At 32.0% G+C, this 14,083-nt stretch carries 15 protein-coding genes; 13 read left to right on the top strand and 2 right to left on the bottom strand.

The window, feature by feature from the left end:
* Positions 1–35: 35 nt before the first annotated feature.
* The 7 genes from DWX29_RS06990 to DWX29_RS06960 all read left to right on the top strand — a co-directional run bounded on the left by DWX29_RS06990 (position 36) and on the right by DWX29_RS06960 (position 6,192).
* Positions 36–752: a CpsB/CapC family capsule biosynthesis tyrosine phosphatase gene (locus DWX29_RS06990; protein ID WP_117910350.1), complete on the top strand. Its 717-nt coding sequence runs from the start codon at positions 36–38 to the stop codon at positions 750–752.
* 21 nt (positions 753–773) lie between these two features.
* On the top strand, positions 774–1,814 hold the full coding sequence (locus DWX29_RS06985; RefSeq protein ID WP_118565488.1) for an LCP family protein: 1,041 nt from the start codon (positions 774–776) through the stop codon (positions 1,812–1,814).
* A 12-nt stretch (positions 1,815–1,826) separates the two neighbouring features.
* A complete protein-coding gene (locus DWX29_RS06980) occupies positions 1,827–2,594 on the top strand; it encodes a Wzz/FepE/Etk N-terminal domain-containing protein (protein WP_118565487.1) in 768 nt (255 codons plus the stop codon).
* An 18-nt stretch (positions 2,595–2,612) separates the two neighbouring features.
* Positions 2,613–3,296 (top strand): CpsD/CapB family tyrosine-protein kinase, encoded by a 684-nt coding sequence (locus DWX29_RS06975; RefSeq protein ID WP_118565486.1) that lies wholly within the window; start codon positions 2,613–2,615, stop codon positions 3,294–3,296.
* 249 nt (positions 3,297–3,545) lie between these two features.
* A complete protein-coding gene (locus DWX29_RS06970; protein WP_118565485.1) occupies positions 3,546–4,097 on the top strand; it encodes a leucine-rich repeat protein in 552 nt (183 codons plus the stop codon).
* Between the two features lie 63 nt (positions 4,098–4,160).
* Positions 4,161–4,424: a PqqD family protein gene (locus tag DWX29_RS06965; RefSeq protein WP_022088283.1), complete on the top strand. Its 264-nt coding sequence runs from the start codon at positions 4,161–4,163 to the stop codon at positions 4,422–4,424.
* Positions 4,425–4,500: 76 nt separating this feature from the next.
* Positions 4,501–6,192, top strand: coding sequence for an ABC transporter ATP-binding protein (locus tag DWX29_RS06960; protein ID WP_118565484.1), 1,692 nt, complete (start codon positions 4,501–4,503; stop codon positions 6,190–6,192).
* Between the two features lie 62 nt (positions 6,193–6,254).
* Here the strand turns inward: DWX29_RS06960 and DWX29_RS12670 are convergent, their stop codons facing one another.
* Positions 6,255–6,431, bottom strand: coding sequence for a hypothetical protein (locus tag DWX29_RS12670; RefSeq protein WP_022088285.1), 177 nt, complete (start codon positions 6,429–6,431; stop codon positions 6,255–6,257).
* Between the two features lie 348 nt (positions 6,432–6,779).
* Between DWX29_RS12670 and glmM the strand changes: the two genes are divergently transcribed.
* The 3 genes from glmM (at position 6,780) to hisC (ending at position 9,760) form a co-directional block, all read left to right on the top strand.
* Positions 6,780–8,123, top strand: coding sequence for a phosphoglucosamine mutase (gene glmM, locus DWX29_RS06955; protein WP_117910376.1), 1,344 nt, complete (start codon positions 6,780–6,782; stop codon positions 8,121–8,123).
* An 82-nt stretch (positions 8,124–8,205) separates the two neighbouring features.
* On the top strand, positions 8,206–8,730 hold the full coding sequence (locus DWX29_RS06950) for a VanZ family protein (protein WP_158562687.1): 525 nt from the start codon (positions 8,206–8,208) through the stop codon (positions 8,728–8,730).
* Positions 8,705–9,760 (top strand): histidinol-phosphate transaminase, encoded by a 1,056-nt coding sequence (gene hisC, locus DWX29_RS06945; RefSeq protein WP_117910357.1) that lies wholly within the window; start codon positions 8,705–8,707, stop codon positions 9,758–9,760. The genes DWX29_RS06950 and hisC overlap by 26 nt, the downstream gene beginning before the upstream one ends.
* Before the next feature lie 210 nt (positions 9,761–9,970).
* Here the strand turns inward: hisC and DWX29_RS06940 are convergent, their stop codons facing one another.
* The gene (locus tag DWX29_RS06940; RefSeq protein ID WP_118565483.1) at positions 9,971–10,666 is read right to left on the bottom strand and encodes a 4Fe-4S binding protein; all 696 of its coding nucleotides are present in this window, start codon (positions 10,664–10,666) and stop codon (positions 9,971–9,973) included.
* Positions 10,667–10,819: 153 nt separating this feature from the next.
* Between DWX29_RS06940 and DWX29_RS06935 the strand changes: the two genes are divergently transcribed.
* The 3 genes from DWX29_RS06935 to DWX29_RS06925 all read left to right on the top strand — a co-directional run bounded on the left by DWX29_RS06935 (position 10,820) and on the right by DWX29_RS06925 (position 14,041).
* On the top strand, positions 10,820–11,488 hold the full coding sequence (locus DWX29_RS06935) for a Crp/Fnr family transcriptional regulator (protein ID WP_118565482.1): 669 nt from the start codon (positions 10,820–10,822) through the stop codon (positions 11,486–11,488).
* A gap of 162 nt (positions 11,489–11,650) precedes the next feature.
* A complete protein-coding gene (locus tag DWX29_RS06930) occupies positions 11,651–12,496 on the top strand; it encodes a formate/nitrite transporter family protein (protein WP_117910360.1) in 846 nt (281 codons plus the stop codon).
* Positions 12,497–12,511: 15 nt separating this feature from the next.
* On the top strand, positions 12,512–14,041 hold the full coding sequence (locus DWX29_RS06925; protein WP_117910361.1) for a DNA methylase: 1,530 nt from the start codon (positions 12,512–12,514) through the stop codon (positions 14,039–14,041).
* Positions 14,042–14,083: the final 42 nt, after the last annotated feature.

The following is a 14,083-nucleotide window of genomic DNA, read 5'->3' as shown; positions in this document are numbered from 1 at the left end:
GAATTACTTGATTTTTGAGACAAAAGGAGGCAGAAATGATTGATTTTCATTCTCATGTATTGCCTGGTATAGATGATGGAAGCAGTTGCGAGGAGGAATCACTTGACATGCTTCGTATAGCAAAGAGTCAAGGAGTTATTACAATGTTAGCAACTCCTCATTTTTATGCTCAAAATAATTCAGTTGGACATTTCCTAAAAGACAGAGAAAAGTCATTTAATAAATTAAAAGCATGTACCGAATACATGAAAGATGATGCGTATCCTGCTATAAAGCTTGGAGCTGAGGTGTGTTATTTTAATGGAATAGGACAGGCAAGAGAATTGGAAAAACTATGTATAGAAGATACAGATGCGATTCTACTCGAGCTTCCTTTTACACAATGGAATAAATCTGTTTTACAGGATGTAATAATGCTGATGGAAGAGAGGCATCTAACGGTTATTTTGGCACATATAGAAAGATTTTATGCTTTTCAGACAAGGAAAAAAATTTGGAAGGAAATACTTGAATTACCTGTTGTTTTTCAGGTAAACGCAGATTTTTGTGACAATAGAAAGAAAAGAAAAGTGGTAAAAAAGTTAATAGAAAATGATAAACCTCTTATTTTAGGAAGTGATTGTCATAATGTTGATAACCGAAAACCAAATCTGATAAGCGGATATGATTATATATCAGATAAATATGGTCAAAAGATGGTTGAACAAATAGATAATTTTGGAAAAAAAGTGCTTGGATTTGATACGAAATAAGAGTAATAGGGTGTTAATCAAATGAAAATGAAAAGAAAAAAATACATAAAAATTGCTGCAGGTATATTGATATTCATATTATTTATTATAGCTTTTGGATATGGACTCCAGTATATTGATAATAAGACGGAAAAGACGAATGTTTCGGATGAGGATTCTATTAATGACTGGAATGTTCAGGTCGCAAGAGGAAAAATAAAGCTTAATAAGAAAAAATATGATTATTATCATGATTTTGAAAATTACCTTCTTATTGGAACAGATGCTTCAGGAAATGATGGAGAAGGCGATGAATATCAGGGCAGTATGGCAGATTTTTTAATGCTTGTTATTGTTGATAAAACAGATGGAACTTATAGTTTTCTGCAATTTAACAGAGATACCATGACAGAGATATCATTAATTAATCATGAAGGAAAAGGTGCAGCAACGGCAACTCTTCAGTTATGTACGGCACATTGGTATGGTGGAAATAAAGAACAAGGCTGTAAGAATACAGTAAAAGCCGTAAAGAAATTATTAGGTGGTATGGAAATTAATGGCTATTATGAACTTAACATGAGTGAAATTCCTACACTTAATCAAATTGTCGGTGGAGTTACAGTAACATTAGAAGAAGATTTTACAGACAAATATCCTGAAATGAAAAAAGGAGCAACATTACAACTTACTGATGATGAAGCATACGCTTATGTACATGACAGATATGGTGTTGGTGATGAAGAAAATGCATCAAGAATGAAGCGACAACAACAGTATATGACAGGTTTCTTCAAAAAATTACAGGATAAAATTAAGTCAGACAGTAATTATACAACAGATATATTTAATCAGTTGCAGGATAAGGCAACAACAGATATAACAATTGGAACAATATCTAATATAAGCAATATATTTGCAAGTGGAACAAATAAGGGGATATATGAATTACAGGGAGAATCAAAGGTTGGCCAGGCACTGGGAGATAATCTTGATCATATTGAATTTTATGTAGATAAAGATTCTATGGTTACAACTATGGAGGATTTATTTGGAATAAAGGAACATAACAACAAGGAGTAAAGGAAAGAAAAAATGAAACAACAGGTAGATAATATTAATATGAATGAAAAAGAAGATGAAGTAGAAATTAATCTTTTAGACTTATTCAACTATTATCGCAAAAAGATTATTTTTATCATAATTGGTTTTGTAGTTGGAGCTATAATTGCAGGTCTTGTAACAAAATTTTTAATAACACCAAAGTACACTGCTACAGCTAAAGTATACATGGTATCTGCATCAAATAATTCAGTAGTTAATTTGGCAGACTTAAGTATTGGTACTTCATTGTCGGAAGATTATGCGGAATTATTGCATGTACGTCCTATAGTAGAGGCAGTAAGCAAAGAAAATGATTTAGGGTATACATATGAGCAACTTAACGGAATGATTAGTATTTCTACAGTAGAAGATACACGTATTTTGAAAATAGCAGCTGTTAGCACTAAACCAAAGGAAGCTAAGATTATAGCGAATGCATTGGCTGAAAAGGCAGTTACTGAAATTCCTAAATTAATGGGAACTACAGCACCAAATATTGCAGAAAGAGCAATTACACCTAAATTTAAAAGTTCACCAAGTCTTAAGAAGAATACAATGCTGGGAGCACTTGGAGGGATGGTTTTAGTATTAGCAGTATTGACATTCTTATTTATTACTGATGATACAATTAAGACAGAAGAAGATATTGAAAAATATTTGGGAATTATTCCATTAACTGTTATTCCTGATGGAAATGTGAAATATGGTTCATATAGCAATTATGCAAAAGGAAAAAAAGATTATACACCGAAAAAATAAGCTTGAGGAGAAAGTAAAATGAATAAAATTAAAATGGATTCAATACAGGAACTTCCTTATGCTGTAGAAGAATCAATAAACCGTCTTCGTATAAATGTCAGCTTTTTAGGAAATGAAATAAAGAAAATTATGGTTGTAAGTACATTGCCAAATGAAGGTAAAAGTTTTGTTACAATGCAGATGTGGAAACAGATGGCTAATGCCGGAATTAAGTCAGTGTTAGTTGATGCTGATATGAGAAATTCAGTATTAGTGAAGAAAAATGATATGGAGCGTCAGGATGGGAAAGAAATGAAAGGTCTTGTAAATTATCTTGCAGAAGATTTTTCTCTAGATGAAGTTATATATGAAAGTCCTTTTGAAAATGGATACATTATTCCAAATGTAGAAAATATAATTAATCCATCAATGTTACTTGAAAGTGACAAATTTGGAAATATGTTAAATGAACTTTCAAAAGATTACAGATATGTATTTGTAGATGCACCACCACTAGGACTTGTTTCAGATGCTGAAAAAATTGGAAGCATGTGTGATGGAGCGATTCTTGTTATAAGAAGTGGAGAAATCACAAGAGCAGAAGTTAAGAATTCAATAAAACAGCTTGAAAGATCAGGATGTAAAATATTAGGAGTGGTTTTAAACCGTGCAACAGATTTGAAAAATAAATACAGTAAACAGAAATATTATAGTGGTAAATAGTAATGATTTATAATACTAAGGAAAAATCTATTAATAATACACAATATTTATGTATAAATTTTACCGAAAATGTCAAAAATATATAGTTTTATATAAAAAGGTATTTAAAAAGACACTCTTTAGTAGTATAATGTGCCTATGGTGAGCTTTTATGATTGTAAAAAGTTTGCTATAGGGCAATCGACTTGGCTTTGGTCGATGTTGCGAATTAATAAATAAAGCTCAATAGAGGACAGGAGGAACTTAATAATGATGAAGAAGTTATTGAAAGAAGTTGCTGTATTAGCAATGGCAGCAGTAGTAGCAGTTAGTTCAGTTTCAGGAGTACAGGCAGCAGTTGCTAGTCCAACAGTAAGTGTTGTACCGGTTGATAAGAAGAACGTTGCAGCTACAGATGGTAACAATGTAGATACAAAGGCTGATGGAACAGCTGAGGTTAACGATGTTACAGTTAGTAAGAATATAGCTACAGTACCTGCTACAGTAACAGTTGATGGGGTAACTTACACAGTAACAGTAATTAAGGCTAAAGCATTTGCTAAGACAGCAAAGAAAGCTAAACAGATTGTAATTCCAGCTACAGTTAAGAGAGTTAACAAGATGGGATTCACAGGAGCTAAGAAAGTAAAGAAGATTATTGTTAAAGGAACAAAGAGCTTCACAGTAAAGAAAGGTGCTTTCAAGGGATTAAATTCAGCTAAGATTACAGTTAAAGTTAATAAGAAGATGAAAGCTAAAGAATTCAAGAAATTAAAGAAGAATTTAAAGAAAGCCGGATTCAAGGGAAAAGTTACAAAATAATAATAATTACATAAAGAAAAGGAGCTTTGAAAGCTCCTTTTCTTTTTATAGAAGGAGAATGAAATGAAGATAAAAGAAGGGTTTATTTTAAGAAAAGTAGGAGGAAGTAACGTAATTGTTCCTACAGGAAATGAGACAAACGAATTTAATGGAATGATAACAACAAATGATACAGGTGCATTTATATTTGAGAAATTACAAAGTGGAATGAATAGTGATGAAATAGTCAAAACGATAACTGAAGAGTTTGAAATAGACAGTGAAACTGCAACGAAGGACGTAGAAAAATTCATTGAGAAAATGAAAGACGCAAATATATTTGAATAGTTATTCTGGCAAAAAAAGGGATAACTGATTACAAATATATTATTTATAATAATAGAGAAAGAATTTGATTTAGATAATGAAAGATAGAGAAAGTCTTGTATGGATAAAAGCTAAAGCTAAGAAGCAAAGCTTTAGAATAATTATTTTAAGTATAGCAAATATAATTCTTGCACTAATTGGAACAGGCTTATCGGTTTTAAGTAAGTTTGCAATAGATGCGGCAGCAAATGCAGCAGATGCGCAGGGACACGATGAATTTATTAAATTTAGAAACCAGATTATAGTTGTGGGCATTATTATTTTATGCACAATTTTGTTTAGAATGATTCTTAGAATTGCAACGCAGAGCATGACTGTTAAGGCACAGGCAGGTCTTGAAATGAGCATGAGATCGCAATTGTATCAGAGCATTATAAGAAAAAATTATAGTGATATAATGAAATATCATAGTGGAGAGTTAATTAACCGTCTGACAAGCGATATGAAAATAGTTACAGAAGGAGTTACATCAATTATTCCAACTATTTTGTTTTGCGTTTTCCAATTCTTAGGTGCTTTTATAGTGCTTGTTTCATTTGACTGGAGATTTACTATTTTATTTTTAGCAGCAGGAATTGTATTGTCAGTAACAACATTATTTTTTAGAAAAAAATTAAAAAGTCTACATAAGGCTGTTCAGGAGACAGATGGAAAAGTAAGATCATTTTATCAGGAATCAATAGAAAGCATTCTAGCTGTAAAAACATTTGGCGTAGAGGATAAGTTTGCTGAAAAAGGCGACATACTTCAAAAGAAAAATTATGATATGAAAATGAAACGAAGGGTCATAAGTATATGTGCAAACACAGGATTTAGTTTCATTTTTAATGCAGGGTATTTGTTTGCATTAATCTGGTGTGCATTAAAAGTATGCGCAAAGACAATGAGTTTTGGTACTTTGACTGCAATGCTTCAGTTAATATCCCAGATACAAACTCCATTTTTCAATATAACTAAGGTTATTCCGCAATATTACAGTATTTTGGCTTCGGCAGAAAGAATAATCGAGATTGAGAATATACAGGATGAACAAAGAAACGAACCAGAGGAAACGGTAAAAGAACTCTATGATAAATTCGATAAAGGTATATTTAAAAATATAAGATTTAGCTATGGAAGAGATATTGTACTTAAAGAAGGAAATGCAGATTTTAGTAAAGGTGAATTTGTGGCGATAAGGGGAATTTCCGGAATTGGAAAAAGTACTTTGTTTAAACTTTTGCTAGGAGTTTTCAGACCAGATGAAGGTGAGATAAAGTTATGCTTTAAAGATGGAGAAGAAGTTACTGTTTCACCTGATACAAGAAGAATGTTTGCGTATGTACCTCAGGGAAATTTTTTGTTTAGCGGTACAATAAGAGAGAACCTAACTTTAATCAAAGATGCAGATGATGAAACAATAAAGCAGGCATTAATAGCAAGTGATATATATGATTTCGTAAGCAAATTACCAAATGGAATGGATACTAAGATTGGTGAAAATGCCATGGGATTATCAGAAGGTCAGGCACAAAGAATTGCAATTGCGAGAGCAGTTATAAGTGGGGCACCAATCTTATTGTTAGATGAAGCAACATCGGCGCTTGATGAAATGACAGAAAAGAGAGTGTTGGAAAATATAAAGAAATTAAAAGAAAGAACATGTATCATAATTACTCATAAACAGGCTGCGTTAGATGTATGCGATAAGGAATTTATAATTAAAGATAGGTGCTTATACCAAAAATAAAGTGGCATCAGGGATTATTTCCTGATGTCACTTTATTTTTGTGCCTTTTGTGAAATCCGGCATCATTTTATAAGTACATATTTATTCACCATATCCCACAATGAGTCATGAAATACCATTGCAAGTGCTTTCCATTGTTTATGCTTTTGTGATTCGTATTCTAACTGCTTTTTCAGCTGCTGTATTTCAAGAAGTAAATCTTCCGTTTCCTTTAGTAGAAGTTCATTTTCATTAATCATTTTAAATGTCCTCTTCTAAATTATTGCTGTAAAGCCTATTAAATTATATCAGAAATATGAAGAAATATGGAAAGAATATATCGACACAAAATAGTCAATTATGACAGTAATAAAGGGAAAGAAGTCGGAATTAAATATATATCCTGTAGATAAATGTCGGATTATGCAATTTGTCATACTAAAGGGTCGGAATATAGGGTTCAGGTTGTAAATGAAGATGGAATATTATATAATAAAAAAAGTGCCAAATGAAATGAATTTGGATATATGACGTAAGGTCATAAAAATGATGAAAGGAAATTGTCGGTGCTTATATTCAAATATATAGTAGACAATGAATTAGTGGAAATGGGAAAATATTTTGGAACAGATGGTTTTAGAGGAGAAGCAAATGTTAATTTAACAGCAATGCATGCATTTAAGATAGGACGATTCATAGGATGGTATTATGGAAGATATCATAAATGCTCAGTTGTTATTGGAAAAGATACAAGAAGAAGCAGTTACATGTTCGAAGACGCTTTGTCAGCAGGGCTTACATCTACAGGTGCAGATGTATACTTATTACACGTTACTACAACACCAAGTGTTTCATATGTTGTAAGAACAGGAGATTTTGATTGCGGAATTATGGTATCAGCAAGTCATAATCCATTCTATGATAACGGAATTAAGTTAATTAATGGCAATGGTGAAAAGATGGAACAGGAGGTCATTGATGAAGTAGAAAAATACTTAGACAGTGATTTAGAAAGTATTCCATATGCAAGAATGGAAAAAATCGGAAGAACAGTTGACTATTTTGCAGGAAGAAACAGATATATGGGTTATTTGATGTCACTTGCAACACATTCATATAGAAATATCAAAGTTGGTCTTGACTGTTCTAATGGTAGTGCATCTTCAATTGCAAAAGGAGTATTTGATGCACTTGGTGCAGAAACACATGTAATTAATGATGCACCGGATGGAACTAACATTAATAAAGAATGTGGTTCAACACATATTGAAGAATTACAGAAATATGTTATTGGAAATAAGTTAGATATCGGATTTGCATATGACGGAGATGCTGACAGATGTTTATGTGTAGATGAAAAAGGAAATGTTGTTAATGGTGATTTAATTTTATATGTTGCCGGAGTTTATATGAAACAGAAAGGAACTCTTGTAAACAATACAGTTGTAACAACAATTATGTCAAATATCGGTCTTTATAAAGCATTTGATGCAGTAGGCATTGATTATGAAAAGACAGCAGTAGGTGACAAATATGTTTATGAATGCATGAGAGAAAATGAATATAAACTTGGTGGAGAAGAATCAGGTCATATTATTTTTGGTAAGTATGCAACAACAGGAGATGGTATTTTAACATCAATCAAATTAATGGAAGTAATGCTTGCAAGCAAGAAAAAAATGTCAGAACTTACATCACCTGTTACAATCTATCCACAGTGCCTTAAAAATGTAAAGGTTAAGAGTAAACCGGAAGCACAGCAGGATGCAGATGTTCAGGCAGCAGTAAAAGAAGTTGCAGATAAGCTTGGAGAAGACGGAAGAATTCTTGTAAGAGAAAGTGGAACAGAGCCTGTAATTCGAGTAATGGTTGAAGCAAGAACTGATGAAGAAGCAGAAAAATGTGTTGACTATGTAGTAGATGTAATTAACAAAAAAGGTCATGCATTATAAAAGATATTTGATCATTGACACATTAAAGTAATTTATAATGTACAATAACTGTTTAATAGTTAATAAAGGAAAAACTTTTAAAATGAAAAAAATATACATAGTTAGAATAGTCTTAATTGTTTTGATAGGATTCTGGATGGGAACCATATTTGGATTTTCGGCTGAGAATGGTGAATCATCTCAGTCTCTTAGTGATAAGATTACTGTTAAAGTAGTTAAATATATAGAGCCTGAATATGACAGCAAGGATTTATTAAAGCAACAGGACATATTTAATAAAACTAGTTTTTTTGTAAGAAAGACAGGACATTTTGGAGAATATGCAATATTGGGGATATTGATAACTATGTTTGCAATGACATTTAGAGCATACAGAAGTAAAAAGATAAGATACCGGTTAATGACAATTGTCGTTCCGTTTATTTATGCGTGCACAGATGAATTCCATCAGGGATTTGTAGATGGAAGAAGTCCTAAATTTTTTGATGTATGCATAGATACGTGCGGAGCATTTACGGCAATAGTCATAATGATTGGAATTAATATATTGATAAAGAAGATAATGACAGAAAGGGATAGAAATGAAGACTTGGGAACAGTATATTAGAAAAGTAACTCCATACACACCCGGCGAACAGCCAAAGACAGCGAATGTAGTAAAATTAAATACTAATGAAAATCCTTACCCACCGGCACCGGGAGTGAGCAAAGCACTTTGTGATATGGATTCGGCAATTCTTCGAAAATATCCGGACCCGGATGCAACAGAATTAGTTGATGCAATTGCTAAATATTATGGAGTTAAATCAAACCAGGTATTTGTAGGAGTAGGTTCAGATGACGTTTTAGGAATGGCATTTTTAACATTCTTTAATTCAGATAAACCAATACTATTCCCTGATATTACATATTCTTTTTACGATGTATGGGCAGATTTATTTGATATTCCTTATGAAACAATAAAATTAGACGATAATTTTGAAATAATACCTGAGGATTATTTTAGAAAAAATGGTGGAATCGTATTTCCTAATCCAAATGCTCCAACAGCAGTAGAGATGTCAATAGACAAGGTTGAGGAAATTATAAAAAATAATCAGGATTCGGTAGTAATTGTTGATGAAGCATATGTAGATTTTGGAGCAACTTCAGCATTAAAATTCATTGAAAAATATGATAATGTGCTAGTTGTAAGAACATTTTCAAAATCCCGTTCAGCAGCAGGTCTTAGAATCGGTTATGCAATGGGAAATGAAAAGTTAATCAGTGCAATGCTTGCTGTTAAGTTTTCGTATAATTCATATACAATGAATTTTCCAACAATCTATGCAGGTGTAGAAGCTATAAAAGACGATGCTTATTTCAAAAATCTTGTGGAAAAAATAATTACTACAAGAGAGAATGCAAAAACAAAACTTAAAGAATTAGGATTTACATGCACTGATTCAAAGACTAATTTTTTATTTGCAACTCATAAAAGCGCGAAAGCTGAGGATATATTTAATTATCTAAAGACAAAAAATATTTATGTAAGATATTTTAAGAAGCCAAGAATAGATAATTATTTAAGAATTACAATTGGCACGGATGATGAAATGGAAAAATTATATTTGGCATTAGAAGAATATTTAAAATAATATTGTCTGACATATTAATAAATATATATCGAGACAGGAAAAGTGTTAATAAAATTCCCGGAAGAAAAAATTCCGGGAATTTTTGAATTTAAGTGCATCTGGCAGCGTACATTGTAAAGATAATAAAAAGTCGGAGTCAAAAAAATCCCCGACTTTAAAATAATTATTTTAACAAATAATAAGAGCTAAAATAGCAATTTATAGATTAAGTTAATCTAAGATTCTTCCATCTGTAGAAATTGTAACTACGTTCCAAGGAATAAACTTTGTACTGTTTTTAATTGCTGTTTTGGCTGCATTTTCCAAACCGCCACAACATGGAACTTCCATTCTTACAATAGTTACTTCTTTAATGTCGTTATTTTTAATTATTTCAGTTAATTTGATTGAATAGTCAGTATCATCTAATTTTGGACAACCTACAATAGTTACATGATTTTTAATAAAATCCTGATGGAAGTTAGCATATGCATAAGCAGTACAGTCAGCGGCAATGAGTAATTTAGCACCATCAAAAAATGAAGCATTAGGTGAAACTAATTTAATCTGAACAGGCCACTGCATTAATTGACTTGAAGGTACAGAAGTCTGCACATTTTCAGTATTTGCAGGCTTTAATGCTTTAGCTCTCATACCCGGACATACAAAAGGAGTGGGAGCAGCAGATTTTTTTGCCTGAGCAGCCTTTACAGCAGCTTCATTATATTCAGGAGCTTCACGTTCAACAAAAGAAATTGCATTCATAGGACATGTAGGAAGGCAGTCTCCTAAACCATCACAATAATCTTCACGAAGAAGCTTAGCTTTACCATTAACAATCTCAATTGCACCTTCATGGCAGGCATTTGCACAAATACCACATCCATTACATTTTTCTTCATTAATTTCTATAATACGACGAATCATATTAGACCTCCAATTTGAAATTTATTACAATTATTTGTATATTGATTTGATAATGCTAGTATAGTACAATCAGTATGACAAATCTGTTGTTAAAACAACAATAAAGATAGTTAATTATATGTTATATGTAAAATTATTTTATGAGGTGCAACGATGAATTATCAACTCTTGTCCAATTCAAAATTATTTAAAGGGATGAGTGAAGAAGAAATAAAGACAATGTTAAGTTGCCTTGGGGCAGTTACAAAAAAATATAAAAAAGGTGAAGATATTTATAGAGTAGGGGAATCAATACAATTGTTTGGAATGGTTGTTGAAGGCGGAGTAAATATTGAAAGCGATGATTTGTGGGGAAATAAAAGCATATTAAGTCATATAGAGCCGGGATTTATATTTGGAGAAACATATGCAAGTATACCGGGAGAGGCACTTCTTGTAAATGCAGTAGCAACGGAAAATACAGAAATTTTGTTTTTAAATGCTTACAGAGTTCTTGAAACATGCCCAAATACATGTGGTCATCATGAAAAACTGATAAAAAATTTGCTACGGATATCAGCACAGAAAAATTTAATGCTTTCAAGAAGAATATTACACACATCATCTAAATCCATTCGAGGAAGACTGTTAGCATATTTTTCAGATCAGGCGAAATTAAGTGGAAGTTATAAGTTTACAATCCCATTTAATAGACAACAGCTCGCTGATTATTTAAATGTAGACAGAAGTGCAATGAGTAATGAGTTGTCTAAAATGAAAAATGACGGAATAATAGAAATAGATAAAAATACATTTACGTTAAAAGAACAGTTGCAAGTATAAAATAGCAAATAGAAAAAATACATTTACGTTAAAAGAACAATCGTAAGTATAAAATATCAAGTAGAAAAAATACATTTACGTTAAAAGAACAATTATAAATATAAAACAACAATAAAAATAAAATGCAAATAAGCAAAAATACACAGAAAAAGGAGTGGTAAAATGCATTCACCATTAGAGATAGCAAAAAGTTACATAGAAATAGGAATACACAAAAGCAATCTGCCAATTTTCAAGATGATATTACTTGGATTTTTCGCAGGAATGTTTATAGGATTTGCAGGTATAGGTTCAACAGTAGCAGCAAGCAGTATATCAGTCGCTTCAGTAGCTAAGCTTGTAGGGGCAATGGTATTTCCGGCAGGAATGGCAATGGTTCTTGTTGCAGGAAGTGAATTGTTTACAGGGAATAATCTGATAATTTTATCTGTTTTGGCAGGGAAAAACAGCGTATGGAAGATGTTAAAAAACTGGTTATTTGTATATATAGGAAACTTCATTGGAACAACTTTTGTTGCAGTTTTAGTTGTGTATGGACATACTCCTAATTTATTTCAGGGAGATTTGGCAGGTGCAATAGTAAATGCCGCAAAAGCGAGAACAGATTTAGCGGTTTCAGATAGTTTTGTGAGAGGAATATTATGCAATATATTGGTATGTATTGCAATTTGGATGTCATTTGCAGCAAAAAGAGTGTCAGGAAAATTAATGACAAGTTTCTGGCCGGTAATGATATTTGTATTATGCGGATTTGAGCATTGCATAGCAGATATGTATTTTGGAGTTGCAGGATTGTTAACAGCATCAGAGTATGGTATAACAGCAGATGGACTTACATGGTTTAATTTTCTTGTAAATAATTTGATACCTGTAACACTTGGCAATATTGTCGGAGGAGCAGGAATTGTAGGATGTGGATATTATATGGCATTTCTTCATAAGTCTCCACTTTCAGGAGAAACAGCAGAAAAAGAGGCAAAAGATATAGACATTGCGGAAGAATATTAATAGTGGAGGAGCAAAGTGGCAGAAAATGAAAAAACATATATAGCCATAGATTTAAAGTCTTTTTATGCATCAGTTGAATGCAGGGAAAGAAAGTTAGATTGTATGACTACAAATTTGGTGGTGGCTGACAAAAGCCGAACTGAAAAAACAATATGTCTGGCTGTTTCGCCGTCACTTAAAGCTTATGGGATTCCGGGCAGAGCCAGATTATTTGAAGTGATTCAAAAAATAAAAGAAGTTAATGAGGAAAGAAAGGCAAAATTGCCGGAAGGAGTTTTCCATGAATTATCGTATAATGATAATGTTATAAAAAAATCTCCATACGTAGGGGTTGATTATATTGTAGCGAAACCAAGAATGGCACTGTATATGCAATACAGTGCCAGAATTTATGAAATATATCTTAAATACATTGCATCTGAGGATATACATGTTTATTCTATTGATGAAGTATTTATGGATGTGACGCATTATTTAAAAACATATGAATTAACTCCTAAGCAGTTGGCAAAGAAAATAATAAAAGATATTCAACAGACAACGGGAATTACAGCAACGGCAGGTATTGGTACAAATTTATATTTGTGTAAGATTGCAATGGATATTATGGCAAAGCACATTCAGGCAGATGAAGATGGCGTAAGAATTGCTTATTTGGATGAAATGCTTTACAGAAAACAATTATGGAATCATAGACCAATTACAGATTTTTGGAGAGTCGGAAGAGGATATGCAAAGCAACTTGAGAAATATGGTTTGTATACGATGGGAGATATTGCCAGATGTTCAGTTGGAAAGGAAAATGAATTCCATAATGAAGAACTTTTGTACAAGTTATTTGGTGTAAATGCAGAATTACTGATAGACCATGCGTGGGGATGGGAGCCATGTACAATTGAAGATGTTAAATCCTATAAACCTGAAACTAACAGCTTAGGTTCAGGGCAGGTATTGCAATGCCCATACACGTGGGAAAAGGCAAGAGTTGTTGTTGGAGAAATGATTGAACTTCTTGTTCTTGATTTAGTTGAAAAAGAACTGGTTACTAATCAAATTGTGCTTACAGTAGGATATGACATAGAGTGTATTAAAAATCCTGAAATAAGAAAAAAGTACGATGGAAGTGTAACAACGGATTATTATGGAAGAAAGATACCAAAACACGCTCATGGGACAACAAATTTAAAAGAACATTGTTCATCTACAAAGCTTATAACTGAGGCAGTTTTAAAATTATATGATGAAATTGTAAATAAGAATTTGTTAATACGAAGAATAAATATAGCAGCAAATCATGTTATAAATGAAAAAGATGTTGTGAAAAAAGATGATTATGAACAGTTAGATCTATTTACTGATTATGAAGAACAGGCTAAGAAAAAAGAAACAGAAGAAAAGCAGTTACAAAGAGAAAAACAAATGCAAAAGGCTATGTTAGAGATAAAAAAGAAATATGGGAAAAACGCAATTTTAAAGGGAACTAATTTGACAGAAGGTGCTACAGCAATAGAGAGGAATGAAATGATTGGTGGGCATAAAGCATAAAATTAAGTTTGTTAAAAAGATATTTATATAAATTATAAATGA

Origin of the sequence: Eubacterium sp. AF19-12LB, assembly GCF_003479125.1 — a bacterium.
In the GTDB taxonomy this organism is placed as follows: Bacteria; Bacillota; Clostridia; order Lachnospirales; family Lachnospiraceae; genus Eubacterium_U; species Eubacterium_U album.
This window is presented reverse-complemented; position numbering and strand designations above follow the sequence as displayed.